This is a genomic window from Rhizobium sp. 01N447_2 (genome assembly GCF_056399245.1).
Map to the genome: position 1 here is coordinate 1 of NZ_JBFTQY010000079.1, position 24,905 is coordinate 24,905.

Annotated in this window: 23 protein-coding genes; 20 read left to right on the forward strand and 3 right to left on the reverse strand. The window is 61.6% G+C overall.

Annotated features, from left to right (window positions below):
* The 7 genes from AC1ECN_RS32510 to alr form a co-directional block, all read left to right on the forward strand.
* Positions 1–387, forward strand: a 387-nt coding sequence (locus AC1ECN_RS32510) for an aldo/keto reductase (RefSeq protein WP_477955273.1), incomplete at its 5' end; no start/stop codon positions are given.
* Positions 388–702: 315 nt separating this feature from the next.
* Positions 703–1,170 (forward strand): 30S ribosomal protein S6, encoded by a 468-nt coding sequence (gene rpsF, locus AC1ECN_RS32515; RefSeq protein ID WP_003547040.1) that lies wholly within the window; start codon positions 703–705, stop codon positions 1,168–1,170.
* A gap of 14 nt (positions 1,171–1,184) precedes the next feature.
* The gene (rpsR, locus tag AC1ECN_RS32520) at positions 1,185–1,433 is read left to right on the forward strand and encodes a 30S ribosomal protein S18 (protein WP_003547038.1); all 249 of its coding nucleotides are present in this window, start codon (positions 1,185–1,187) and stop codon (positions 1,431–1,433) included.
* Positions 1,434–1,589: 156 nt separating this feature from the next.
* Positions 1,590–2,576, forward strand: a complete 987-nt coding sequence (locus tag AC1ECN_RS32525) for a DUF2232 domain-containing protein (RefSeq protein ID WP_075224235.1) — start codon at positions 1,590–1,592, stop codon at positions 2,574–2,576.
* Between the two features lie 22 nt (positions 2,577–2,598).
* Positions 2,599–3,177: a 50S ribosomal protein L9 gene (rplI, locus tag AC1ECN_RS32530; RefSeq protein ID WP_018070564.1), complete on the forward strand. Its 579-nt coding sequence runs from the start codon at positions 2,599–2,601 to the stop codon at positions 3,175–3,177.
* Positions 3,178–3,551: 374 nt separating this feature from the next.
* Positions 3,552–5,048 carry a replicative DNA helicase gene (locus AC1ECN_RS32535; protein ID WP_063474885.1) on the forward strand — a complete coding sequence of 499 codons (1,497 nt, stop codon included), beginning with the start codon at positions 3,552–3,554 and terminating at the stop codon, positions 5,046–5,048.
* A gap of 178 nt (positions 5,049–5,226) precedes the next feature.
* Complete coding sequence (alr, locus tag AC1ECN_RS32540; protein ID WP_197727395.1) at positions 5,227–6,396, forward strand: alanine racemase; 1,170 nt, start codon at positions 5,227–5,229, stop codon at positions 6,394–6,396.
* A 120-nt stretch (positions 6,397–6,516) separates the two neighbouring features.
* Here alr and AC1ECN_RS32545 read toward each other — a convergent pair whose 3' ends face one another.
* Entirely contained in the window at positions 6,517–7,152 is a 636-nt protein-coding gene (locus AC1ECN_RS32545) for a LysE family translocator (protein ID WP_130661313.1), read from the reverse strand.
* Between the two features lie 163 nt (positions 7,153–7,315).
* Here AC1ECN_RS32545 and radA point away from each other — a divergent pair, with 163 nt between their 5' ends.
* The 4 genes from radA (at position 7,316) to AC1ECN_RS32565 (ending at position 11,890) form a co-directional block, all read left to right on the forward strand.
* On the forward strand, positions 7,316–8,716 hold the full coding sequence (gene radA / locus AC1ECN_RS32550) for a DNA repair protein RadA (protein ID WP_012756823.1): 1,401 nt from the start codon (positions 7,316–7,318) through the stop codon (positions 8,714–8,716).
* A gap of 89 nt (positions 8,717–8,805) precedes the next feature.
* A complete protein-coding gene (locus AC1ECN_RS32555) occupies positions 8,806–9,432 on the forward strand; it encodes a CvpA family protein (protein WP_011651236.1) in 627 nt (208 codons plus the stop codon).
* Between the two features lie 148 nt (positions 9,433–9,580).
* Positions 9,581–11,071 (forward strand): amidophosphoribosyltransferase, encoded by a 1,491-nt coding sequence (purF, locus tag AC1ECN_RS32560; RefSeq protein WP_018070568.1) that lies wholly within the window; start codon positions 9,581–9,583, stop codon positions 11,069–11,071.
* Positions 11,072–11,149: 78 nt separating this feature from the next.
* On the forward strand, positions 11,150–11,890 hold the full coding sequence (locus tag AC1ECN_RS32565; RefSeq protein WP_018070569.1) for an SDR family NAD(P)-dependent oxidoreductase: 741 nt from the start codon (positions 11,150–11,152) through the stop codon (positions 11,888–11,890).
* A gap of 114 nt (positions 11,891–12,004) precedes the next feature.
* Here the strand turns inward: AC1ECN_RS32565 and AC1ECN_RS32570 are convergent, their stop codons facing one another.
* Positions 12,005–12,754 carry a glycoside hydrolase family 25 protein gene (locus tag AC1ECN_RS32570; RefSeq protein ID WP_018070570.1) on the reverse strand — a complete coding sequence of 250 codons (750 nt, stop codon included), beginning with the start codon at positions 12,752–12,754 and terminating at the stop codon, positions 12,005–12,007.
* Positions 12,755–13,108: 354 nt separating this feature from the next.
* Between AC1ECN_RS32570 and cysS the strand changes: the two genes are divergently transcribed.
* The 7 genes from cysS to rarD all read left to right on the forward strand — a co-directional run bounded on the left by cysS (position 13,109) and on the right by rarD (position 19,819).
* A complete protein-coding gene (cysS, locus tag AC1ECN_RS32575) occupies positions 13,109–14,500 on the forward strand; it encodes a cysteine--tRNA ligase (RefSeq protein ID WP_018070572.1) in 1,392 nt (463 codons plus the stop codon).
* Positions 14,497–14,973, forward strand: a complete 477-nt coding sequence (locus AC1ECN_RS32580; protein ID WP_130661312.1) for a GFA family protein — start codon at positions 14,497–14,499, stop codon at positions 14,971–14,973. Before cysS ends, AC1ECN_RS32580 begins: the two co-directional genes overlap by 4 nt.
* Complete coding sequence (locus AC1ECN_RS32585) at positions 14,970–15,458, forward strand: GFA family protein (RefSeq protein ID WP_477955280.1); 489 nt, start codon at positions 14,970–14,972, stop codon at positions 15,456–15,458. Before AC1ECN_RS32580 ends, AC1ECN_RS32585 begins: the two co-directional genes overlap by 4 nt.
* Positions 15,455–15,931 carry a GFA family protein gene (locus AC1ECN_RS32590; RefSeq protein WP_018070575.1) on the forward strand — a complete coding sequence of 159 codons (477 nt, stop codon included), beginning with the start codon at positions 15,455–15,457 and terminating at the stop codon, positions 15,929–15,931. The genes AC1ECN_RS32585 and AC1ECN_RS32590 overlap by 4 nt, the downstream gene beginning before the upstream one ends.
* Positions 15,928–16,890: a prolyl aminopeptidase gene (gene pip / locus AC1ECN_RS32595; protein WP_130661311.1), complete on the forward strand. Its 963-nt coding sequence runs from the start codon at positions 15,928–15,930 to the stop codon at positions 16,888–16,890. Before AC1ECN_RS32590 ends, pip begins: the two co-directional genes overlap by 4 nt.
* 181 nt (positions 16,891–17,071) lie before the next feature.
* Complete coding sequence (cimA, locus tag AC1ECN_RS32600; protein ID WP_075224240.1) at positions 17,072–18,685, forward strand: citramalate synthase; 1,614 nt, start codon at positions 17,072–17,074, stop codon at positions 18,683–18,685.
* A 219-nt stretch (positions 18,686–18,904) separates the two neighbouring features.
* Positions 18,905–19,819, forward strand: a complete 915-nt coding sequence (gene rarD, locus AC1ECN_RS32605; protein ID WP_027689730.1) for an EamA family transporter RarD — start codon at positions 18,905–18,907, stop codon at positions 19,817–19,819.
* 116 nt (positions 19,820–19,935) lie between these two features.
* Here the strand turns inward: rarD and AC1ECN_RS32610 are convergent, their stop codons facing one another.
* Positions 19,936–20,559, reverse strand: coding sequence for an LOG family protein (locus AC1ECN_RS32610; RefSeq protein ID WP_003558142.1), 624 nt, complete (start codon positions 20,557–20,559; stop codon positions 19,936–19,938).
* Positions 20,560–20,714: 155 nt separating this feature from the next.
* Here AC1ECN_RS32610 and AC1ECN_RS32615 point away from each other — a divergent pair, with 155 nt between their 5' ends.
* Together AC1ECN_RS32615 and AC1ECN_RS32620 are read left to right on the forward strand one after the other, a co-directional pair.
* Entirely contained in the window at positions 20,715–22,739 is a 2,025-nt protein-coding gene (locus AC1ECN_RS32615; protein ID WP_018070580.1) for a LysM peptidoglycan-binding domain-containing protein, read from the forward strand.
* A gap of 203 nt (positions 22,740–22,942) precedes the next feature.
* The gene (locus AC1ECN_RS32620; protein WP_477955284.1) at positions 22,943–24,820 is read left to right on the forward strand and encodes an ABCB family ABC transporter ATP-binding protein/permease; all 1,878 of its coding nucleotides are present in this window, start codon (positions 22,943–22,945) and stop codon (positions 24,818–24,820) included.
* Positions 24,821–24,905: the final 85 nt, after the last annotated feature.

Below are 24,905 nucleotides of genomic sequence, written 5' to 3' on the forward strand. Positions count from 1 at the left end.
CGCATCACGAGGATGTCGCATCACGAGGATGTCGGGCTGCTTGCCTATTCGCCGCTCGCCGGCGGCATCCTCTCCGGCAAATATGTCGATGGTATCAGGCCGAAGGGTTCGCGCGGTTCGATCAACCCCGATATCGGCGGCCGGCTGCAGCCATTGCAGGAACCGGCGACCAAAGCCTATCTGCAGATCGCAGCAACATTCGGCCTCGACCCGGCAGCAATGGCGCTCGCCTTCTGCCTGTCCAGGCCCTTCATGGCTTCAGCCATCATCGGCGCGACCTCGATGGAGCAGTTGAAAATCGATATCGGCGCGGCAGACATTACGCTTTCGAACGAGATTCTGGCGGAAATCGCCAAGGTGCACCGGCAGTATCCGCTGACGCTTTGATCATATTTGTTTGGCGCCTGCCCGATGCCGACCATTGGCCTGCATCGGGTTCGGGTGTCCGATTGCGCTTGCCTTTGCCCAAAAAATCCGTATAAGCCGCCCTGTTCGTTAACCCGGTCTTCTGGCTGGTGGCTGAACGGAGGGCCGGTTTCCTATTGGAAATCGTTCGGAACGGAAGCGTTCCAGCCTCCCGTGTCTCCGCTCTCGACCGTCTCGGAAACGCTTTCTTGCCTGGGTCCGCCCAATCAGGAGCAGTCGTTGAGGCTTAGCCGCCGAATATCGGGTTGAACCAAACGCAAGAAAGGTAAAGCTGTCATGGCTCTTTATGAACATGTATTCCTTGCCCGGCAGGATATTTCCGCTCAGCAGGTCGATGCCCTCGTAGAACAGTACAAGGGTGTGATCGAAGCGAATGGCGGTAAGGTCGGGCGCATCGAGAACTGGGGCCTCAAGTCCCTCACCTACCGCATCAAGAAGAACCGCAAGGCGCACTACGCCCTGATGGACATCGATGCACCGGCTGCTGCCGTCCAGGAAATGGAACGTCAGATGCGCATCAGCGAAGACGTTCTTCGCTACATGACGATTGCCGTCGAGAAGCATGAAGAAGGTCCGTCTGCCATGATGCAGAAGCGCGACCGTGACGACCGTCCGCGTGAAGGCGGCCGTGGCCCGCGTGAAGGCGGCTTCGGTGATCGCGATCGCGGCCCGCGTCCGCCGCGTGAAGGTGGCTTCGGCGACCGTGACGACCGTCCGCGCCGTCCGCGCGAAGACCGTGTATAAGGGAGATCTGAGATATGTCTGAAACTTCCTCCGCTCCGGTCCGCCGCCCGTTCCATCGCCGCCGCAAGACCTGCCCATTCTCCGGCGCCAACGCGCCGCGGATCGACTATAAGGACGTACGCCTGCTGCAGCGCTACATTTCCGAGCGCGGCAAGATCGTTCCGTCCCGCATCACGGCCGTTTCCCAGAAGAAGCAGCGCGAACTCGCCCAGGCGATCAAGCGCGCCCGTTTCCTCGGCCTGCTGCCCTACGTCGTCGCCTAATCGGTCGACGCCAACACCTTTGAGGGAAGGCATTCGTGCCTTCCCTTCTCCCTTCCGCGATGGGCGCGGATCGGAACTGTTAAAACCCATGTTGAGACGTTTCTGAATTTGATTCAGCAACATCCTCTAACTGCTTGATGAAGCAGGACAGCGACCTTGAAACGACCGAACATTAAAACGCTGCTGATCGGCGCACTCGCCGGATTGACCGCCGCCCTGCTGGTGCTGGGCGCGAGCATGCAGCCGTCGTTTTTCAGCGCGCTCCTCTATACGGCCTCGGCGCTGCCGATCCTGATCGTCGGGCTCGGCTGGGGCAATGCCGCCGCGGTCTCGGCCGTCGTCACCGCTGCGGCGCTGGGCGCGATCTTGATCTCGCCTTCCTTCGCGCTGATCATGACGCTGGTGACGCTTCTGCCGGCCGGTTGGCTCAGCCATCTCGCCAATCTGGCGCGTCCGGCCTCCGAACTCGGCGGTCCCGACCATCTGCTTGCCTGGTATCCGCTCTCCGATATCCTGCTGCATCTCTGCGGTCTGGTGACGCTTGCCGTCATCGTCATCGGGGTGATCATCGGCTACGGGCCTGAGATCACCGATCCCATCGTTGATCTTCTGATCACCTCGCTCAAGCAGCAGCAGCCGGAATTCATGCCCGATCCGGCAGCGACGGCGCAGACCAAGTCGCTGATCCTGCTGATGCTGCCGGCTTTGCAGGGCGGCATGTGGGTCAGCATGCTGTTTGCCGCCTATTATTTCGCGGTGCGCATCGTAGCCGCGTCCGGCCGCGGCCTTCGTCCGCGCGAGGATATTCCCTCGTCGCTGCGGATGAACCGCAACTCGATCTTCATCTTCCTGGCTGGGCTTGCCGCGTGCTTCTTCGGCGGCGTTCCGGCGCTGGTCGGTGCGACCGTGATCGGCACCTTCGGCGCCGGCTTCATGCTCTCCGGTTTCGCCTCTCTGCATTTCCGCACGCGCGGCAAGGACTGGCGCATACCGGCTCTCATCCTCTGCTATCTGGCCTCGATGCTCATGCTGCTGCCAGCTCTCCTCATCCTCGTCCTCGGTCTCAGCGATACGCGCAAGGCGATCGCGCTGACCCCGACGAAAGATGCTGATGCCCCCAAACAATCCGATACGAAAATCTGAGACACAAGAAAGGAAAAAGAAAATGGAAGTCATCCTTCTCGAACGCATCTCCAAGCTCGGCCAGATGGGCGAAACCGTAAAGGTTCGCGACGGCTTTGCCCGTAACTACCTGCTGCCACTCGGCAAGGCGCTGCGCGCCAACGCCGCCAACAAGACCCGCTTCGAAGCCGAGCGCGCGACGCTCGAAGCCCGCAACCTCGAGCGCAAATCGGAAGCCCAGAAGGTCGCCGACGTTCTCGACGGCAAGTCCTTCATCGTCGTGCGTTCCGCCGGCGAAACCGGCCAGCTCTATGGTTCGGTCGCTGCCCGTGACGTCGTCGAGATTCTCGGCGCCGAAGGCTTCAACATCGGCCGCAACCAGGTTCACCTCAACACGCCGATCAAGTCGATCGGCCTGCACAAGGTCGAGCTGCAGTTGCATGCGGAAGTCGAAATCCACGTCGAGCTGAACGTTGCCCGTTCTGCCGAAGAGGCAGAGCGCCAGGCCAAGGGCGAAGAACTCACCTCGGTCGACGCGATCTACGGCGTCGACGAAGACGCGCTGCGTCCGGAAGATTTCTTCGATCCGGAAGCCGACGGCGTCGACGAAGACGAAGCATAATTCTCGTCGGAGCGATCCGCGTGAGGGAAAGCCCGGCCACCGCGCCGGGCTTTTTCGTTTCAATCCCTTCGATTTGAGCCGCCGATCGGTTCGCTTTTTTAAGGGGATTTTCCGGATGTTTTTGCTGCGTGCCTTATCGCATCGCGCTAAAGTAGCGTTCTCCGAAACGGATGGACTGAGTCGGCGCCATACCGTGTCGTGCGGGTGACACTGCCAGTATTTCTCCTTTGTGTCGCCCAAGACTGTGGAGAAGTCGAACAACGTGCACAGCATTCAGGATTTAGGCGAAGCGAGCCCCCGCTCCTTTCGTAGCCTCTTGATTTTCGCGTCCGGAATTGCAAATCCGGAGCTGGAAAAAGACAGAACGGATGATGATGAACGACGCCGCTCGAAAGATTGCAGCTGTTGCTCCGTCGGAGCAGCATTATCGCGAAGCACCCAACAATATCGAAGCCGAGCAAGCGCTTCTGGGTGCGATCCTGATGAACAACGACGCCTATTACCGGGTGTCCGACTTCCTGAAACCGATCCATCTCTATGAGCCGCTGCACCGGAAGATCTTCGAGGTTGCCGGCGATATCATCCGCATGGGCAAGATCGCCAATCCGGTGACGATCAAGACCTTCCTGAAAGCCGACGAGAAGGTCGGTGACATGACGGTTTCGCAATATCTGGCGAGCCTCGTCAGCAATGCCGTCACCGTCATCAATGCCGAGGATTACGGCCGGGCGATCTACGACCTGGCGCTGCGCCGGGCGCTGATCACCATCGGCGAGGACGTCGTCAACATCGCCTATGACGCGCCGCTCGACATGCCGCCGCAGTCACAGATCGAGGATACCGAACGCCGCCTCTTCGAACTGGCGGAAAACGGCCGCTACGACGGTGGCTTCCAGGCCTTCAACGATGCGGTCGCGCTGGCGATCGACATGGCGGCCGTCGCCAAGGAACGTGATGGCGGGCTTTCCGGCATTTCCACCGGCATCCATTCGCTGGATTCCAAGATGGGCGGCCTGCAGCGGTCGGACTTGATCGTGCTTGCCGGACGCCCCGGCATGGGCAAGACCTCGCTTGCCACCAACATCGCCTACAATATCGCCGCCGCCTACGAAGGCGAAGTCCAGTCGGACGGCAGCATGAAGGCGAAGAACGGCGGCGTTGTCGGCTTCTATTCGCTCGAAATGTCGTCCGAACAGCTCGCCACCCGTATCATCTCCGAGCAGACGGAAGTCTCCTCCTCGAAGATCCGCCGCGGCGACATCAACGATGCCGATTTCGAAAAGCTCGTCGCCTGCTCGATGATGATGCAGAAGGTGCCGCTCTATATCGACCAGACCGGCGGCATCTCGATCGCCCAGCTTTCGGCCCGCGCGCGCCGTCTGAAGCGCCAGCGCGGTCTCGACGTGCTTGTCGTCGACTACATTCAGTTGATGACCGGCTCGGGCAAATCCAGCGACAACCGCGTGCAGGAAATCACCCAGATCACCACCGGCCTCAAGGCGCTCGGCAAGGAGCTCAACGTTCCGATCATCGCGCTGTCTCAGCTCTCGCGTCAGGTCGAAAGCCGCGACGACAAGCGGCCGCAGCTGTCCGACCTTCGCGAATCCGGCTCGATCGAGCAGGACGCCGACGTCGTGCTCTTCGTGTTCCGCGAGGAATATTACGTCAAGAATTCGGAGCCGCGCGATATCCACGATCCGAAATATCCGGAGTGGGAGGCACTGTTCGACAAGGTGAAGGGCACGGCCGACGTCATCATCGCCAAGCAGCGCCACGGGCCAACAGGCACGGTGAAGCTCGCCTTCCAGGCGGAATTCACGCGTTTTGCCGATCTCGCCGATCCCTCCTTCACCCAATATGAAGAGCACTGATCGCGCGGATGCTGCGTGCAGCGCCGGGCTTTCCCTTGACATAGTTGACCTCTAACCGCGTCGTATGCGACGCGGTTAGAGGTMTTTGCTTTATGCACGTCGTCGTCCCAAAACCGCTACGCACTTTTGGGCGACTTGCAGTAAACTGGCCGGAGAATCCTTCTGCGGCCTCTTTTCGATGCGGATCATGAGCGAATTTTTCGACGCCCCCGAAGATGACAATTTTGCCTCGGCAGGCCTGCGGCTGACCGTCGACCTGACCGCCCTGACGGAGAACTGGCGCGACATGGCGCGCCGCTCCGGTGCGGCGCGCGCCTCGGCGGTCGTCAAGGCGGATGCCTATGGCATGGGCATCGAGGATGCCGGCGAAGCGCTCTATATGGCCGGCGCGCGCGACTTCTTCGTCGCGACCGTCGACGAGGGCGTGACACTTCGCCTCTATGCGCCCGAGGCGCGCATCTTCGTGCTTTCCGGCATCTGGCCGGGCACCGAGCGGCGCTTCTTCGAAAACGATCTGGTGCCGGTGATTTCTTCCGACGAACAGCTCGCCTTCTGGATGGCGGTGCTTGCCGATTACGGCGACTACCCCTGCGCGCTCCATGTCGATACCGGCTTCAATCGGCTCGGACTGCATATCGACGATGCGATCACGCTCGCCGACGACGTCTCACGGCCGGCGAGCTTCGCGCCCGTGCTTGTCATGAGCCACCTCGCCTGCGCCGACGATCCCACCCATGCGATGAACCGGCAGCAGCTCGAATCATTCCACAGGGTTAGCGCCGCCTATGAAGGCATCGATTCAAGTCTGGCTGCCTCGGCCGGCATCTTTCTCGGTGAGGATTATCACTTCGACCTGACCCGCCCCGGCATCGCGCTCTATGGCGGCGAAGCGGTCAGCGGCATGGCGAACCCGATGCGGCCGGTGGCGACGGCGGAAGCGCGCATCATCCAGGTGCGCAGCGTCGAAGCCGGCGAGACCGTCAGCTATGGGCGGGCGCTGCAGCTTCGCCGCGAAAGCCGGCTGGCGATCGCCTCGGCCGGCTATGCCGACGGCTATATGCGCAGCCAGTCGAGCGGCGGCGTGCCGCTGCGCCAGGTGGTGCCGCAAGGTGGGCAAGGTTTCATCGCCGGACACAAGGTTCCGGTTGCCGGCCGGATCACCATGGACCTGACGATCTTCGATGTCACCGACCTGCCTGACAATGCCGTGCGCGCCGGGGATTATGTCGAACTGTTTGGAAAGAACATGCCGGTGGACGATGTGGCGCGGGCATCCGGCACGATCGGATACGAGATCCTGACCAGCATGGGGCTGCGCCACGAGCGGCGCTACGTGGCCGAGGAATAGCGGCCTTTCTAGAACAGGATGATTTTAGGCCGGATCGGCCTAAAATCTGAATCCTGTTCTAAATTACTAGTTGGAGCATGATGTCGTCCGAAAACCGCTCACACTTTTCGGCGTCATGCTCTAGCGGCTGCTGAGAGCGAGACGGACACCGAGCGCCACAAAAAGCGCACCGAGGCCGCGGTCGAGCCAGAGTCCGATTTTTTGATTATGCCTGATCGCATCCGCAAGGCGCCCTCCGAGAAGGACGAGCGGTGGTTCGATGAAGGCCGCCACGACGATGATGAGCCCGCCATGCAGCAGGAGCTGCGCCCATGCCGGCCCTGCCCCTTCGACGACGAATTGCGGCAGGAAGGCCAGGAAGAATATCGCCACTTTCGGATTGAGCAGCGACACCAGAATTCCCTGCCGGTAGATCCTTGCCACCGACAATCTTTCACCGGCGGCCTTTATCAGGCCGTTGCCGCCGCCGGAGCGCAAAGCCTGAATGCCCAGCCAGACGAGATAGGCGGCGCCGATCCATTTGACCGTGGAGAAGGCGACGGCGGAAGCGGCAAGTATCGCGGAGAGGCCGAGTGCAGCCATCAGCACATGCAGACAGGCGCCGGACCAGACGCCGAACAGCGCGGAAAAACCGGCACGTTTTCCGCTTCTCATCGTGTGACCGAGGATGAAGGCGATGTCGGGACCGGGCGAGAGATTGAGCAGAACCGCCGCCGACAGAAATGCAAGCCAGTGCGCAAACGAATAATCGAACATCTTCCATCATTCCAGATAAGCAGAAGCAAAGGATAGGCATGGGTGCGCTGATGGGGAAATCATTAGTTTTGATCCGTCGCGATAGCCATTATCTCAAGCACGACAATGATTCGGTGAAGCGGCGCGTCGCTTCGCTCGGGACCCCGGACTGAAAGAGCAATTGATGGCGAAGGCCAGGACACAATTCATCTGCCAGAGTTGCGGCACAGTTCATAACCGCTGGGCCGGCAAATGCGAGAACTGCGGCGAGTGGAACACCATCGTCGAGGAAGACCCGATGGGCGGGATCGGCTCCGGTCCCGGCAAGACGCCGAAGAAGGGCCGCCCGGTGGCGCTGACGGCGCTCTCCGGCGAAATCGAAGAGGCACCGCGCATCCATACCGCCATGTCGGAGCTCGACCGGGCGCTCGGCGGCGGCTTCGTGCGCGGTTCGGCGGTGCTGATCGGCGGCGATCCCGGCATCGGCAAATCGACGCTGTTGATGCAGGCAGCCGCCGCCCTTGCGCGGCGCGGCCACAAGATCATCTACGTTTCCGGCGAAGAAGCTGTGGCGCAGGTCCGGCTACGGGCGCAACGCCTTGCGGCGGCCGATACCGACGTGATGCTGGCGGCCGAAACCAATGTCGAGGATATTCTGGCGACGCTCGCCGAGGGCAAGCGGCCGGACCTCGTCATCATCGATTCCATCCAGACGCTATGGAGCGAACTTGCCGAATCGGCGCCGGGAACGGTGACGCAGGTGCGCACCGGCGTCCAGGCAATGATCCGTTTCGCCAAGCAGACGGGGGCCGCCATGGTGCTCGTCGGCCACGTGACCAAGGACGGGCAGATCGCCGGGCCACGCGTCGTCGAGCACATGGTCGATGCCGTACTCTATTTCGAAGGCGATCGCGGCCATCACTACCGCATCCTGCGCACGGTCAAGAACCGCTTCGGCCCGACCGACGAGATCGGCGTCTTCGAAATGTCAGACAAAGGCTTACGCGAAGTCGCCAACCCCTCGGAACTCTTCCTCGGCGAGCGCAACGAAAAATCGCCGGGTGCTGCCGTCTTCGCCGGCATGGAGGGCACCCGCCCCATTCTCGTCGAGGTGCAGGCGCTGGTGGCGCCGACCTCACTCGGCACGCCACGGCGCGCCGTGGTCGGCTGGGATTCGGCCCGGCTCTCTATGATCCTCGCAGTGCTTGAGGCCCATTGCGGCGTCAGGCTCGGCCAGCACGACGTCTACCTCAACGTCGCCGGCGGTTACCGCATCTCCGAACCGGCGGCCGATCTTGCCGTCGCCTCGGCGCTCGTTTCCTCGCTTGCCGGTATTGCCCTTCCCGCCGATTGCGTCTATTTCGGCGAAGTCAGCCTGTCGGGCGCCATCCGGCCGGTTGCGCACACCGCCCAGCGCCTCAAGGAAGCCGAGAAGCTGGGTTTTTCTGCAGCACTGCTTCCATCCGCCTCCGCCGAACTGCCGAAGGGCTCCGGCGGGCGCTGGAGCGAAGTCGGAAGCCTGCCGGATCTGGTCGCGCGCATCGCCGGATCGAAGGGGGCGCTGCGTGTGGAAGACGACGTTTGATCCTTTCATTGCCAGGAATGGTGATGATATAGGAGCACACGATAAGGCACGACACGGCCGCCAAGCGGCAGTCCTGGAGTTGAATTTACATGCCCATTACGATTTTCGACGGTATTGTCATCGGCGTCGTGCTCTTCTCCGCCGTGCTGGCGATGGTCCGCGGGTTTTCGCGCGAGATCCTTTCGATCGCGAGCTGGGGTGGTTCGGCCGCCGCTGCCTATTACCTCTATCCGTACCTGCTACCCTATGCGAAGAAATATACCGATGACGACCGCATCGCGATCGTCGGTTCGGCAGCGGTCGTCTTCCTGATCGCGCTCATCGTCATCTCCTTCATCACGATGAAGATCGCCGATTTCATCATCGACAGTCGTGTCGGCGCTCTCGACCGCACGCTCGGTTTCCTGTTCGGGGCGGCGCGCGGTGTGCTGCTCCTGGTCGTCGCCGTCGCCTTCTGGAATTGGCTCGTCGATGTCGACCACCGTCCGGCCTGGGTCAACGAAGCGAAGTCGAAACCTTTCCTGGATTCGATGGTGGTGAAGCTGAAATCGGTTCTGCCGGAGCAATTTGCCCAGATGATACCGGAAAGCATCCGTGATAAGCTGCAGCCGCCGGCACAGGGCGCTGGAGGTACCACTCCGCCGACGGGCGACCAGGCTCCGGCGGAAGACGCACCGACCGCGCCAGCAGACGGCGCACAGCAGCCGGCGAATTGACACAGTGTTCAAGAGCTTGACCCGCCTTCCGGCAATTGCCATTTGAGCGGAACATGAAATGAGGGTCCGGCCGAGCATTCCAGCTCCGCCGGGCTCAGCTATTTCTGGAAATGCCGATCCATTCTTGTGAGAGCAGAGGCCCGCAGAAATGAACCAGTCCCATTCCTTCCCGACCGACGATCCGCTCGACGGAGATACGCTGCATGAAGAATGCGGGGTTTTCGGAATTCTGGGACATCCCGATGCCGCCGCGCTCACGGCTCTAGGCCTGCATGCCTTGCAGCACCGCGGGCAGGAAGCGGCCGGCATCGTCTCCTTCGACGGCAAGCGCTTTTATCAAGAGCGCCACATGGGCCTCGTCGGTGACCACTATACCAATCCGATGACGCTTGCCCGCCTGCCCGGCAGCATTACGATCGGTCATACCCGCTACTCGACAACCGGCGAAGTGGCCATGCGCAACGTACAGCCGCTCTTTGCCGAACTGGAAGAAGGCGGCATCGCCATTGCCCATAACGGCAATTTCACCAACGGCCTGACGCTGCGCCGCCAGATCATCGCGACCGGCGCCATCTGTCAGTCGACGTCCGATACCGAAGTCGTCCTCCACCTCATCGCCCGTTCCCGCCATGCTTCCACGTCAGACCGCTTCATCGACGCCATTCGTCAGATGGAAGGCGGCTATTCGATGCTCGCCATGACGCGCACCAAGTTGATTGCCGCGCGCGACCCGACCGGCATCCGCCCGCTGGTCATGGGCGAACTCGACGGCAAGCCGATCTTCTGCTCGGAGACCTGTGCGCTCGACATTATCGGCGCCAAGTTCATCCGCGACGTGGAGAACGGCGAAGTCGTCATCTGCGAAATCCAGCCTGACGGCTCGATCAGCATCGATGCGCGTAAGCCCAGCAAGCCGCAGCCGGAGCGCCTCTGCCTGTTCGAATATGTCTACTTCGCCCGCCCGGACTCGGTTGTCGGCGGCCGCAACGTCTATACGACGCGCAAGAGCATGGGCATGAACCTTGCCAAGGAATCGCCCGTCGATGCCGACGTGATCGTGCCGGTGCCGGATGGCGGCACACCTGCGGCGCTCGGCTATGCTCAGCAGAGCGGCATTCCCTTCGAATACGGCATCATCCGCAACCATTATGTCGGGCGCACCTTCATCGAGCCGACGCAGCAGATCCGCGCCTTCGGCGTAAAGCTGAAGCATTCCGCCAACCGGGCAATGATCGAAGGCAAGCGCGTGGTGCTGGTTGACGATTCCATCGTGCGCGGCACGACTTCTCTCAAGATCGTCCAGATGATCCGTGAAGCCGGCGCGCGCGAAGTCCATGTCCGCGTCGCAAGCCCGATGATCTTCTTCCCGGATTTCTACGGCATCGACACGCCTGACGCAGACAAGCTGCTGGCAAACCAATATGCCGATGTCAAAGCCATGGCCAAATATATCGGCGCGGATTCACTCGCCTTCCTGTCGATCGACGGCCTCTATCGCGCTGTTGGCGGTGAAGACCGCAATCCGGCCCGGCCGCAGTTCACCGACCACTATTTTACCGGCGACTATCCGACCCGCCTGCTCGACAAGAACGGCGAGTCTATGGGCAACAAGATTTCGATGCTTGCCAGCAACGGCTGACACAGCGCGCCGGTTTTTCCATTGTCCATCCCGAGGGGTTCATCGCACCCCTCTCCCTTCGTGAGGGAACACGACATCATGAATATCAATCTTGAGGGCAAGATCGCGCTCGTCACCGGTGCGTCGCGCGGCATCGGCTATTTCACGGCGCTGGAACTTGCGAAAGCCGGCGCCCATGTGATTGCCTGCGCACGCACAGTCGGCGGACTCGAGGACCTCGACGATGCGATCAAGGCCATCGGCGGCACGGCGACGCTCGTGCCCTTCGACCTTGCCGACATGAATGCGATCGATGCGCTCGGCGGCTCGATCTTCGAGCGCTGGGGCAAGCTCGACATCCTCGTCGCCAATGCCGGCGTGCTCGGCGTCATTTCGCCGATCGGCCATATCGAAGCGAAAGTGTTCGAGAAGGTGATGACCATCAACGTCACCGCGACATGGCGGCTGATCCGTTCGGTCGACCCGTTGTTGGCCCGCTCGGATGCCGGCCGCGCGGTGATCATCTCTTCGGGTGCTGCCCACAAGTGCCGCCCCTTCTGGGGCGCCTATTCCGCTTCCAAGGCTGCGGTCGAGGCGCTGGCACGCACTTGGGCCGGCGAAAGTCAAAGCACACCGCTGCGGGTCACCAGCGTCGATCCGGGGGCGACACGCACGGCGATGCGGGCGCAGGCGGTGCCGGGCGAAGATCCGCAGACGCTGCCGCATCCCTCCCAGGTCGCAAAGGCGATCCTGCCGTTGCTGGGGCCTGGAGTGACCGAGACGGGTAAGCTGTTCATCGTGCGGGAGAACAAGCTCGTCGATTACCGGTTGCCGGAATAAGCTCCTGCATAATTCCTTAAATCGGAATCGATTTAAGGATAAAATTATGCAGCAATTCAAAGTGCCACAGCGTCCTTTGCGGCTCTCGAAAAGACGCGTGGCGCTGTAGACGTCTCAGTTCGCTGCAACTGCCGGGAACAGATGCGCCAAGCCCGCTTCCGACGGGCAAAGCGCATTGAGGTCAACCGGTCCCTGGATGCCGTCCAAGGTGCCGTTGTCGGCAAATTGCCAGATTGACCAACGACTGCACTCTTCCTGCCTCGGTTCCCTGAATACACTACGCAGCCACAGATAGTGGTCGGGAAAGCGCGATTCATTGCCTTTCAGATATTGATCGAAGAACTCCTGCGTCACGTAGAAAATAGGCTTCTCCGGAAAAGTGCCCTTCAGCTCGGTGAAGAAGGCGTTCACCTCGGCAGCCATTTCCTCGAGCGTCGGGATTTTGTTACAATTGCCGACAAACTCCAGATCGATGGCGATGGGCAGAGTTCCCTGTTCCTTCGGCACGGTCGCCAGGACGTTCTGCGCCTGATCCTTGCCCGGTCGGCAGAAGGTGAAGAAATGATAAGCGCCCCTGACCAATCCAGCATCTCCGGCGCGCTGCCAGTTGTCGGCGAATTTGGAATCCCGATGATCTCCACCTTCGGTCGCCTTCATGAAGGCGAAGCGGACATTCGCCTGCGAGGCAACCACATTCCAATCGATATCACCTTGGTGATGGCTGACATCGATGCCTTGGATCGGATAGCTGCTTAAGGAAGGATTGTTGAAGCGAAGCATTCCGAAATCGTATGCGAAATATGCAGCGAATGCGACCACCAGCATTGCGGTCGCTCCGATCGTCGATCGAGCCGGTCTCCGCATCCCTTCCTCCCTATTAACAACAGCTTCTCAACCGGCTATGCGAGATTTGCGCCGCGAAAATGGCGGGCGAATTTCAAGGGCCCGCCAACTGGTTTCACCAGATGTCGCGGCTGCGATCGATTCATCGGATGGATGGATCCTGTTGCCGCTGGATCGCTCTTCGCCCCCTTGACCGGAAGCGCGAACCGGGCCATAAAACCCGCCATGAAAACGGTTATCTGCATTATCTGCCGGAAGATTATTCGCTAGCGCGAGCGCTGGCCCGGCCGTTTTCGTCTCCCAAATAGTCAAGATGCGAAACGCCCCGGTCCGCCGGTCGCGATATTTTTCTGATCGTGCATTTGGGAGAGTGAAATGGACGCGACGCCGGAACTGAAGCTGTACAACACGCTGACACGGGAAAAATCGGTCTTTTCGCCGATCGATCCCAACAATGTCCGCATGTATGTCTGCGGCCCGACCGTCTATGACTTCGCTCATATCGGCAATGCCCGGCCGGTCATCGTCTTCGACGTGCTGTTCCGGCTGCTGCGCCATGTCTATGGCGAAGACCACGTCACTTATGCCCGCAACATCACCGACGTCGACGACAAGATCAATGCGCGGGCGCTTCGGGACCATCCGGGCCTGCCGCTCAACGACGCGATCCGCGCCGTTACGGAAAAGACCGAGACCCAATTTCACGCCGATGTCGCCGACCTCGGCTGCCTGGAGCCGGACTTCGAGCCGCGCGCCACCGACAATATCGTTGAGATGACCGAGATCATCGAGAAGCTGATCGGCAACGGTCATGCCTATGTCGCATCGGGCGAAGTGCTGTTCGACACCAAATCCATGGCGGATTACGGTCAGCTTTCGAAGCGCCCGCTCGACGAACAGCAGGCCGGCGCCCGCATCGCGGTCGACGCACACAAGAAGAATCCTGGCGATTTCGTGCTCTGGAAGCTGTCGAGCCACAACGAGCCCGGCTGGGACAGCCCTTGGGGCCGCGGCCGGCCCGGATGGCACATCGAATGCTCTGCGATGAGCAAGCGTTATCTCGGCGATGTCTTCGACATTCACGGCGGCGGGCTGGACCTGATCTTCCCGCATCATGAAAACGAGATCGCCCAGTCGCGCTGCGCCCACGGTACCGAGGTGATGGCGAATGTCTGGATGCATAACGGCTTCCTGCAGGTCGAAGGCCGCAAGATGTCGAAATCCGAAGGCAATTTCGTCACAATCCACGAGTTGCTGCACACGGAAACCTTCGGCGGCCGCAAATGGCCGGGCGAGGTGCTGCGCCTTGCCATGCTGATGACGCATTACCGCGAGCCGATCGATTTCTCGATCAAGCGATTGGAAGAGGCCGAACGTCTGCTCGCCAAATGGCCGGCAACAGATGCCGGCGATGCGGCGCCCGATGAAAGCGTGCTGAACGCGCTTTCGGACGACCTCAATACGGTGGCGGCGGTGCAGGCATTGCATGCGTTGGCGCAAGCTGCCCACACGGATCCTGCCGTGGGCGCCACTTTTGCCGCAACGGCCGACCTTCTGGGCCTGCTGCCGAAAAAGATGGAGATCGACGAAGCCGTCGCATCGGCAATCGATGCGCTGATCGCAATGCGTCTCGAAATGCTGAAGGCGAAAAACTTCACTGAGGCCGACAAGATCCGCGACGAGCTGACGGCCAAGGGTATCCAGTTGAAGGACGGCAAGGATCCGGTGACCGGCGAGCGCGTGACGACGTGGGAGGTCAAGAGATGACGACCTATACCGGCGGATGCCAATGCGGAGCGATCCGTTTCCGCGTCAGCGGCGACATCAAGGATTCGTCGATCTGTCATTGCCGCATGTGTCAGAAGGCGTTCGGTGCCTATTATGCGCCGCTGGTCTCGGTGCGCGGCACCGATTTCGAGTGGACACGCGGCGAGCGGAAAAAATTCCGCTCTTCCAACTTTGTCGAGCGCGGCTTTTGCGGCGACTGCGGCACGCCGCTGACCTATGAAGCGCCGGATGGAATGGCGATTGCCGCCGGCGCCTTCGACGATCCTTCGGCATTTCCGCCGGTGGTCCAATTCGGGATCGAAGGCAAGATCGGTTTCGTCGATCATCTGCATGAATTGCCGGGGCACCGGACGGAGGAGGATGCGCAGGCTGCCCCCTTCCTGCTCGAGCTCGTCTCCCACCAGCATCCCGATCATGAGACGCAGGCATGGCCACCCAAGGAGCTCAGATGACGGCGGAAGCGGACAGAAGCGGCGGGTGCCAGTGCGGGGCGGTGCGCTACCACGTCAAAGGCGAACTCGGCTATCCCCATCTTTGCCATTGCCGCATGTGCCAGAAGGYAGCCGGCAACTATTTCATGCCGCTTGCCGCCGTGATGCGCAGCGATTTTACCCTGACGCGCGGCGCACCGAAATGGTTTCAGTCCTCGGATCTGGTGCGGCGCGGCTTCTGCGGCGATTGCGGTACGCCGCTGTTCTACGACATTCCGGAGACTGATTTCATCAACCTCACGCTCGGCTCGCTTGATGATCCCGATGCGGTCAAGCCGGTGATGCAATCGAACACCGGCCGCAAGATGTCCTGGTTTCACACGCTCGACGGCCTGCCGCTTGAACCACAGCCTGAAACGCCGGACCGCGAGAACGCGATCGCGGCAAGCAACCATCAGCACCCCGACCACGACACGAAAAGCTGGCCCCTCGGAGAAAGCTCATGACGGACACGACAAAGACAGGCGGATGCCAGTGCGGCGCCGTGCGCTTCCGCATTTCAGGCAGACTGGGACGTCCCTCGATCTGCCATTGCCGCATGTGCCAGAAACAGTTCGGCGGTTTCTTCTCCGCGCTCGTCACCACGCCTGAGGAAGGGATGGAATGGACGCGCGGCGAGCCGAGCTACTTCCAGTCCTCGGTCAATATCGAACGCGGGTTCTGCAGCAATTGCGGCACGCCGATGACCTATCGTCATCCGGGCGGGCTGGAGCTTGCGATCGGCACCTTCGACGACCGCAGCGACCTCGCACCGCTGATCCAGGTGAACTACGAGGCCCGCCTGCCCTGGGTCGAGGAAATCTTCGAGGCGCCGGTGCTGAAGGATCAGGATTTCTACTCACGACAGGAGGCGATCATCTCCTTCCAGCATCCCGATCACGACACAGAAGTCTGGCCCGCGAAAGGCGTGAAGATATGACCGAGATACTGCGCACGCTCTATCCCGAAATCGAACCTTATGCTTCCGGCCATCTCGATGTCGGCGACGGCCATGTGATCTATTGGGAGCGCTCGGGTACGCCTGGCGCCAAGCCCGCCGTCTTCCTGCATGGCGGCCCGGGCGGCGGCATCTCGCCTGCCCATCGCCGGCTCTTCGATCCTGCTCTCTACGACGTCATGCTGTTCGACCAGCGCGGTTGCGGCAGGTCGACGCCGCATGCGGAACTCCATGCCAACACGACCTGGCACCTCGTTGCCGATATCGAGCGGCTGCGCGAGATGGCAGGCGTCGACAGCTGGCAGGTGTTCGGCGGCTCCTGGGGCTCGACGCTGGCGCTCGCCTATGCCGAGACGCATCCAGAGCATGTCTCCGAGCTCATCCTGCGCGGCATCTATACGCTGACCAAGGCCGAGCTCGACTGGTACTACCAATTCGGCGTCTCGGAAATGTTCCCGGACAAGTGGGAGCGGTTCATCGCGCCCATTCCGCCGGAAGAGCGGCATGAGATGATGCATGCCTATCATCGCCGTCTGACGCATGAGGACAGGAACGTCCGCCTCGCGGCGGCGCAGACCTGGAGCATCTGGGAAGGCGAAACGATCACGCTGCTGCCGGAACCTTCGACGAGCTTCAAGTTCGAAGAGCCGGAATTCGCCTATGCATTTGCGCGCATCGAGAACCATTTCTTCGTCCATGCCGGCTGGATGGACGAGGGACAGCTGATCCGCGATGCGGGCAGGCTCAGGGATATTCCCGGCGTGATCGTGCATGGCCGCTACGACATGCCCTGCCCGGCCAAATATGCCTGGCTGCTGCACAAGGCCTGGCCGAAGGCGGAATTCCACCTGATCGAGGGCGCGGGCCATGCCTATTCGGAGCCGGGGATTCTCGATCGGCTGATCCGGGCGACGGATAGGTTTGCCGGGAAGCAAGACTGATCGTTAGCATTGGGGGCAGCCCCTCACCCTAACCCTCTCCCCGCCCGCGGGGAGAGGGGACGTGCCCCGCAATACGGTGCGGCATATCCCTTCCCCCGTCATAACGGAGAGAAGGTGGCGGCAGCCGGATGAGGGGCAGCATCCGCACTCCATAACAACCCGCCTGGCGGGAGGAAACGACATGAAAGAACGCATCTACCTCTTCGACACGACGCTCCGGGACGGGCAGCAGACGCCCGGTATCGATTTTTCCGTCGAGGACAAGATTGCGATCGCCGCCATGCTGGACGAATTCGGCCTCGACTACGTCGAGGGCGGATATCCCGGCGCCAATCCGACGGATACCGCCTTCTTCAGCGAGAAGCGCACCAGCCAGGCCAGTTTCGTCGCCTTCGGCATGACGAAGCGAGCAGGCGTTTCGGTCTCCAACGATCCCGGCATTGCCGGGCTGCTACAGGCAAAATCCGATGCCATCTGTTTCGTCGCCAAGAGCTGGGATTATCATGTCGCGGTGGCGCTCGGCTGCACCAACGAGGAAAACCTCGAATGCATCGCCGAAAGCGTCAAGGCGGCGGTTGGCGCGGCCAAGGAGGCGATCGTCGATTGCGAGCATTTCTTCGACGGCTTCAAGGCCAATCCGGCCTATGCGCTCGCCTGCGCCAAGACGGCCTATGACAGCGGCGCCCGCTGGGTCGTGCTCTGCGACACCAATGGCGGCACGCAGCCGCCGGAGGTGCGGGCGATTGTCGAGGCGGTGATCGCCGCCGGCGTTCCCGGCCACTGTCTTGGCATCCATGCGCATAACGACACCGGACAGGCGGTTGCCAATTCGCTTGCCGCGGTCGAAGCCGGCGTCCGGCAGATCCAGGGCACGCTGAACGGCATCGGCGAACGCTGCGGCAATGCCAATCTGGTGACGCTGATCCCGACTCTGGCGCTGAAGAGCGCCTACAACACACGTTTCGAAACGGCGATCGATGAGGAGCGGCTGCTCAACCTCACTCGGCTCTCGCATGCCTTCGACGAGCTGCTCAACCGCTCGCCCGACCACCAGATGCCCTATGTCGGCGCTTCTGCCTTCGCCACCAAGGCGGGCATCCATGCATCGGCGCTGCTCAAGGACCCGCGGACCTACGAACACGTGCCGCCGGAAACCGTCGGTAACTTCCGCAAGGTCATGGTCTCCGACCAGGGTGGCAAGGCGAACTTCATCAATGCGCTGAAACGGCGCGGCATCGCGGTCGCCAAGGACGATCCGAAGCTCGACCTGCTGATCTCCATCGTCAAGGAACGTGAATCCATCGGCTATGCCTATGAGGGCGCGGATGCAAGCTTCGAGCTGCTGGCGCGCCGCACGCTCGGCACGATCCCAGAATTCTTCACCATCGAAGGCTTCCGCGTGATGATCGAGCGCCGCTTCGACAGTCTTGGCCGCGTGAAGATCGTCTCGGAGGCGGTGGTCAAGATCACCATCGACGGCCAGACGCTGATGTCGGTTGCCGATGCCGAAGGCCCGGTCAACGCGCTCGACCTCGCGCTGCGCAAGGATTTCGGCAAATACCAGCACGAGATCGACGATCTGGTGCTCGCCGATTTCAAGGTGCGTATCCTCAATGGCGGTACGGAGGCGATCACCCGCGTGCTGATCGAGTCCACCGACAGCGACGGCGTGCGCTGGTGGACGGTCGGCGTCTCCGAGAACATCATCGACGCTTCGTTCCAGGCTTTGATGGATTCCGTCATTTACAAGCTGATGAAGAACCGGCAGCTGGCGGGCAAGATCGCGGCGGAATAGACCTATTCCGCCGGCTCGGCGACGAGACCCCAGCCCTCGGCCGAATACCATTCGCTTCCTTCGGGCTTCGTCTTCCAGCCGAGAGCATCGGATATCTTCTCGTCCATCGCTTTGTCTCCCGGTTCAAATCCTCTCACCCTTCATTCAACGAAATGAATTGGCCTATTCACGGCGCTTAAGCTAGGCCGGATCAGAAGAAGAACAAAGATGGAAACACCGATGTCGACCGATGCATCCGTTCCGTTGGCCAAGAACGAAGACAGTCCGCGCGGGTTCGCCTTCGCGCTGACAGCCTACCTGCTCTGGGGCTTCCTGCCGATCTACATGAAGGCGGTGGCGCATATCTCGCCGGCCGAGGTGATCGCCCATCGCATCGTCTGGTCGCTGCCGCTGGCGGGCATCGTGCTGATCGTGCTCGGACGCACACAGGACATCCGAACGGCGCTCGGCTCGCCGCGCATGCTGGCGATGGCGGCGCTGACGGCGTCGCTGATCACCGTCAACTGGGGCACCTATGTCTGGGCGATCGGCGCCGGCCATTCGCTCGACGCAGCACTCGGCTATTTCATCAATCCGCTGTTCAGCATCTTTCTTGGCGCGGTGTTCCTCAAGGAAAAGCTGCAGCCGCTGCAGATCGCGGCGATCGCGCTTGCGGCGCTTGCCGTCGCCATTCTCGCGCTGGACAGCGGCGGCATCCCGTGGGTGGCGCTGACGCTGGCGATCAGCTGGGGGTTCTACGCCCTGTTGCGCAAGACGCTGCCGCTCGGGCCGAACCAGGGCTTCTTCCTCGAAGTGCTGATCCTCAGCGGGCCGGCCCTCCTCTACATTCTCTATCTCGAATTCGGCAGCGGCCAGGGCCACCTCTACCGCACCGGTCTTGCCGACACGATCCTGCTGCTCGGGTGCGGCGTCATCACCGCCGTGCCGCTGATGATCTATGCGAACGGCGCCAAGCTCTTGAAACTCTCGACGATCGGCATCATGCAGTATATCGCGCCGACGATGATCTTCCTGATCGCGGTCTTCGTCTTCCACGAGCCATTCGGCACGGCGCGCATGATCGCCTTCCCGCTGATCTGGGCGGGGCTGTTCCTCTATAGCTGGTCGATGCTGAAGGGAAGCCGCGGGCGCTGAGGGCGCTAAAGCGCGCCACGTCGAATCGGATTCATGCGACGCGCTTTAGGTCTTTGTTTTATGCATGTCTTTGTCCCAAAACCGCTGGACACTTTTGGGCGACATGCATTGCATCCCTACATCTTCGAAATCACCTCGTCCTCGCCGTCACGATCGGCGGCGAGCTGGGCTGCCTGGGCCATGATCGCCGGAATGATGCCGGAGATCTCGTCGACGACGAGTGGCTGCACCCGGTGGGCGGTGTGCAGGAAGCCTTCTTCGGTCATATGGCGCATCAGTTCCATCATCGGATCCCAGAAACCGTTGACGTTGGCGAAGACCATCGGCTTCTCGTGGCGGCCGAGCTGCGCCCAAGTCATGATCTCGACGATCTCCTCCAGCGTACCGATGCCGCCGGGCAGCGCGACGAAGGCATCGGAGCGCTCGAACATGGTGTGTTTGCGCGCATGCATGTCAGGGGTTACAATGAGTTCGTTCAGCTGACCGAGCGAGTGGCGAGTCGCTTCCATATCGATCAGGAATTCGGGAATGATGCCCGTGACCTGACCGCCGCCTGAAAGCACGCCGCTGGCAACCGCGCCCATGATGCCTTTGGTACCCCCGCCATAGACGAGGCGCAGGCCGTATTCGGCGATCTCTCTTCCGAGAGCACGCCCGGCCGCCATGTGGGAAGGATCGCGTCCCGGCCTGGAGCCGCAGTAAACGCAGATGGATCGAATCGATACAGATTGTTCGGTCATGAGGGCAAAACAACTATTCCATTTCAATGCAGTCAAGAAAATTGACTGAAAAGCAGCGTGCCTAGCTTGCCTAATTGCTTTGAATGCTTGTGGAAAGCAACGGGAATCGCTAGCAATTTTGGGTATTACGGCAAATTGCCGCTCTGGGAGACATAATGATGAAGAACCGTGCCGGCTTGCTGGCTCTTGCAGTCCTCGCAATCGCAATCCTACTGATGGTGTTTGTCGTCATGCCGCGTATCGGCGGCGATGCAACCAAGGTCGGCGACGCCATCAACCAGGCGAGCACGGAGCTCAAGAACACGGTTAACGAGGCGTCAAAGACATCGCGCTCCGCTGTGGGCGATGCGGCTGCGGTCGCCGATCAGGTCGGTCGCCTTTCGGCCGATGCCGGCGTATCGCTCAGCGAGCTCAAGGCGCTGTTTGCGGACGGCAAAGGCCCGGCCATCGATGTTTTCACTGCCGCCAAGACCAAGGCCGTCAACGCGCTGACCGCACTTGCCGGCTTCACTATTCCCGAGGGCCTCGATCCCGCGACCCAGACCCTTGCCGCCAAGGCCAAGGACGGCGGCGCGAAGGCGCTCGCCATCGTCCAATCGCTGCCTGAGAACATTGCCGATGCGCTTGCCGCGATCGCCAAGGCAGAGGCTGCTCTGACCGGTGCGCCGGAGACCGCCCCTGCGGCGAACACGGCAGCGGAGAATACCGGCCCGAAACTTCCGGCCTTCGACGTATTGCGCGTCGAGCCCGACGGCTCGACGGTGATCGCCGGCTCCGCCGAACCGAACGGCAAGCTCGAGGTGCTCGACGGCGAGAAGGTGGTGACGACGGCCAATGTCGATGCGAGCGGCGATTTTGCTGCCGTCCTCGACGATCCGCTTCCGGCCGGCGACCACCAGCTCGTGCTCAAGTTCACGGGCAAGGACGGCAAGAGCACGCTTTCCGAAGAAGTCGCGACCATTTCCGTGCCGAAGGACGGCAATGGCGCCAATCTGCTCGCCATGGTCTCCAAACCCGGTGCGGCGAGCCGCATCATCACCGCGCCGAAGGCCGGAACCGAAGTTGCCGATGCCTCCAATCCGATGGCCCCGCCTGCGGACAAGCCGGCAACGGGCGAAAGCTCGGCTGCGCCTGCCGCAACAGTTGCACCAACCGGCGAGCTGGCGCTGCAGGCGCCGAACCTCACCGACACCTCCTCCGCCGGCGCAGCTACGCCATCGGATAAGGCGAATGTGCCCGATGTGATGGTCAATGCCGTCGAAATCGAGGGCAACAAGATCTTTATTGCCGGCACGACGCGCCCCAACGCCAAGGTTATCGGTTATGCCGACGACAGCCTCGTCGGCCAGGATACCGCCGGCTCCGACGGCCACTTCGTCATCGACGGCGTGGTGGCGCTCTCGGTCGGCGACCACAAGATCCGCGTCGATGTCGTTGATCCCGCAGGCAAGGTGATCGTGCGCGCGGCGGTGAATTTCAATCGCCCAGCCGGCGACCAGGTGAGGGTCGCCGCACAATCGGTACCCGCCGACACGAACAGCGCTCCCTCGATGGTGCCGCTCGACGAAGGCGAGCTCGACAAACTCAAAGCCGAAGTCGGCAAGGCCTTCGGCCTGCTGAAGGGYCTGTTTGCCGATGGCAAGCTGCCAGGCGCCGAGCAGCTCGCCGCGGCGCGCTCGGCAACGGAATTCGCTCTGCGCTCCGTCGCCGATTTCCGCCCTGCGGCCGATGCGCCTGATGTCTTCAAGCAGACGTCAGGCTCCGCCTCTCAGATCGCCGGCAACGCGCTGAAACTGCTGCAGGGCCTGCCGAAGGATGCGAAATCCGTGGGCAGCGCACTCGACAGGCTCGGCGCGATGATCGCCGAACTCGCCGTGGCACCCGCGCCGGCAGCGCCGTCCGCAAACGATGTCGGAAGCAACCAGCCGAAGACGATCGAACAGGCGCCGCTGACGGCAAACAACGCAGCGGTTATCATTCGCCGCGGCGACACGCTGTGGCAGATCTCGCGCCGCACCTATGGTCTCGGCGTTCGCTACACGACAATCTACATCGCCAACGAGGACAAGATCATCAATCCCGATCGCATCCGCCCTGGCCAGATTTTCGGCCTGCCGAAGGATGTACTGCCGAATGCCGAAGAGCTGCACCGCAAGCGCATGTCCGGCCARCATCTCTAAGCTGCAAAACAACACGGCAAGACCGGGCGGGATAAGCGCCCGGCCTCGTCGTTTCCTTACCCCAGCAATTGTTGTATTCGTCCGCCCGGCACCCTATCTGGCGGTGGCGGCTGCGGGTTGTGGGAAGCGCTTTCAGGCACGTCCCGGTTCCGCGCTCTTGCCGGCATCGAATCGCGGCAAGCCCATCCGGGCTGGAGACAATCATGGCAAACGGCAAGACAGTCTCGGATTCCAACCTGCCGCAGACGCTTCTCAACCTCTGGCCCTATATGTGGCCGGCCGGCCGGCCAGACCTCAAGATGCGCGTCGTCTGGGCTTCGGTCTTTCTGCTGATCTCCAAGTTCGTCCTGCTGCTCGTCCCCTATTTCTTCAAATGGTCGACCGATGCGCTGAACGGCAGGATGGATCTTGCCGGCTCCGTGCCGCCGCTGCTGGCCGGCGCCATCGCGCTTGTCATCGCCTATAACATCACCCGGCTGATCCAGCTCGGCCTCAACCAGCTGCGCGACGCGCTCTTTGCCAGCGTCGGACAACATGCAGTGCGCCAGCTCGCCTACAGGACCTTCGTGCACATGCACGAACTGTCGCTGCGCTTCCATCTGGAGCGCAAGACCGGCGGTCTCTCCCGCATCATCGAGCGCGGCACCAAGGGTATCGAGACGATCGTGCGCTTCACGATCCTCAACTCCGTCCCGACCGTCATCGAATTCCTGCTGACGGCAGTGATCTTCTGGTGGGGCTACGGCTTCTCCTATCTCGCCGTTACCGCCTTTACCGTCTGGGCCTATATCTGGTTCACGATCCGCGCATCCGACTGGCGCATCGCCATCCGCCGGTCGATGAACGACAGCGATACCGACGCCAACACCAAGGCGATCGACTCCCTCCTCAATTTCGAGACCGTCAAATATTTCGGCAATGAGGAGATGGAGGCAAAGCGTTTCGACAAATCGATGGAACGCTATGAGAAGGCGGCGACCGATGTCTGGACCTCGCTCGGCTGGCTGAATTTCGGCCAAGGCGTCATCTTCGGCATCGGCACGACCATCATGCTGGTGCTGTCGGCGTTGGCCGTGCAGCGCGGTGAGCAGACGGTCGGCGATTTCGTCTTCGTCAATTCGATGCTGCTGCAGCTTTCCGTACCGCTCAATTTCATCGGCTTCGTCTATCGCGAAATCCGCCAGGGGCTGACCGACATCGAGCAGATGTTCGATTTGCTTGAAGTGCAGACCGAAGTCAAAGACGCGCCCGATGCGACCGAACTTCGGATCGGCCAGGGCGCGATCTCCTTCAAGGACGTACACTTCGCCTATGATGCGGCCCGTCCGATCCTGAAGGGCATTTCCTTCGAGGTGCCGGCCGGCAAGACGGTCGCCGTCGTCGGTCCGTCGGGTGCGGGCAAATCGACGCTGTCGCGCCTGCTTTATCGTTTCTACGATATCCAGAGCGGCGCAATCAGCGTCGACGGTCAGGATATCCGCACGGTGACGCAGAAGAGCCTGCGCTCGGTGATCGGCATGGTGCCGCAGGATACCGTGCTCTTCAACGACACGGTCGCCTACAACATCCGCTACGGCCGCACATCGGCCAGCGACGGCGAAGTCTTTGYCGCTGCCGAGGTGGCGCAGATCGCGCATTTCATCGAAACGCTGCCCGAGGGTTTCGAAACCAAGGTCGGCGAGCGCGGGCTGAAGCTTTCGGGCGGCGAGAAGCAGCGGGTGGCGATCGCCCGCACCATCCTCAAGGCGCCACCGATCCTGATCCTCGACGAGGCGACGTCGGCGCTCGACACGACGACGGAACGGGAAATCCAGGAGGCACTCGACCTGGTTTCGAAGAACCGCACGACGCTGGTCATCGCCCACCGGCTTTCGACTGTCATCAGCGCCGATGAAATCATCGTGCTCAAAAGCGGCGAGATTGCCGAGCGTGGAACACATGCCGCCCTCCTCGAAAGAAACGGCCTTTATGCCTCGATGTGGAACCGCCAGCGCGAGGCGACGCAGGCCGAAGAACATCTGAAGCAGGTGCGCGAAAGCGACGACCTGGGGGTCATAACTCGGCTTGCTCCGGCAAGCTGAGCCGGGAGACCGACGCCTGCCGGCTTTTGTTGTTCAGAACCCCGGCGTGGGAACCAGGGCCGAGGCCGCAGCATTGCCCCGGAGA

Coding starts and splice junctions, on each gene's coding strand:
- rpsF (WP_003547040.1), top strand. CDS start 703: ATGGCTCTTTATGAACATGTATTCCTTGCCCGGCAGGATATTTCCGCT.
- rpsR (WP_003547038.1), top strand. CDS start 1,185: ATGTCTGAAACTTCCTCCGCTCCGGTCCGCCGCCCGTTCCATCGCCGC.
- rplI (WP_018070564.1), top strand. CDS start 2,599: ATGGAAGTCATCCTTCTCGAACGCATCTCCAAGCTCGGCCAGATGGGC.
- AC1ECN_RS32535 (WP_063474885.1), top strand. CDS start 3,552: ATGAACGACGCCGCTCGAAAGATTGCAGCTGTTGCTCCGTCGGAGCAG.
- alr (WP_197727395.1), top strand. CDS start 5,227: ATGCGGATCATGAGCGAATTTTTCGACGCCCCCGAAGATGACAATTTT.
- AC1ECN_RS32545 (WP_130661313.1), bottom strand. CDS start 7,152: ATGTTCGATTATTCGTTTGCGCACTGGCTTGCATTTCTGTCGGCGGCG.
- radA (WP_012756823.1), top strand. CDS start 7,316: ATGGCGAAGGCCAGGACACAATTCATCTGCCAGAGTTGCGGCACAGTT.
- AC1ECN_RS32555 (WP_011651236.1), top strand. CDS start 8,806: ATGCCCATTACGATTTTCGACGGTATTGTCATCGGCGTCGTGCTCTTC.
- purF (WP_018070568.1), top strand. CDS start 9,581: ATGAACCAGTCCCATTCCTTCCCGACCGACGATCCGCTCGACGGAGAT.
- AC1ECN_RS32565 (WP_018070569.1), top strand. CDS start 11,150: ATGAATATCAATCTTGAGGGCAAGATCGCGCTCGTCACCGGTGCGTCG.
- AC1ECN_RS32570 (WP_018070570.1), bottom strand. CDS start 12,754: ATGCGGAGACCGGCTCGATCGACGATCGGAGCGACCGCAATGCTGGTG.
- cysS (WP_018070572.1), top strand. CDS start 13,109: ATGGACGCGACGCCGGAACTGAAGCTGTACAACACGCTGACACGGGAA.
- AC1ECN_RS32580 (WP_130661312.1), top strand. CDS start 14,497: ATGACGACCTATACCGGCGGATGCCAATGCGGAGCGATCCGTTTCCGC.
- AC1ECN_RS32590 (WP_018070575.1), top strand. CDS start 15,455: ATGACGGACACGACAAAGACAGGCGGATGCCAGTGCGGCGCCGTGCGC.
- pip (WP_130661311.1), top strand. CDS start 15,928: ATGACCGAGATACTGCGCACGCTCTATCCCGAAATCGAACCTTATGCT.
- cimA (WP_075224240.1), top strand. CDS start 17,072: ATGAAAGAACGCATCTACCTCTTCGACACGACGCTCCGGGACGGGCAG.
- rarD (WP_027689730.1), top strand. CDS start 18,905: ATGTCGACCGATGCATCCGTTCCGTTGGCCAAGAACGAAGACAGTCCG.
- AC1ECN_RS32610 (WP_003558142.1), bottom strand. CDS start 20,559: ATGACCGAACAATCTGTATCGATTCGATCCATCTGCGTTTACTGCGGC.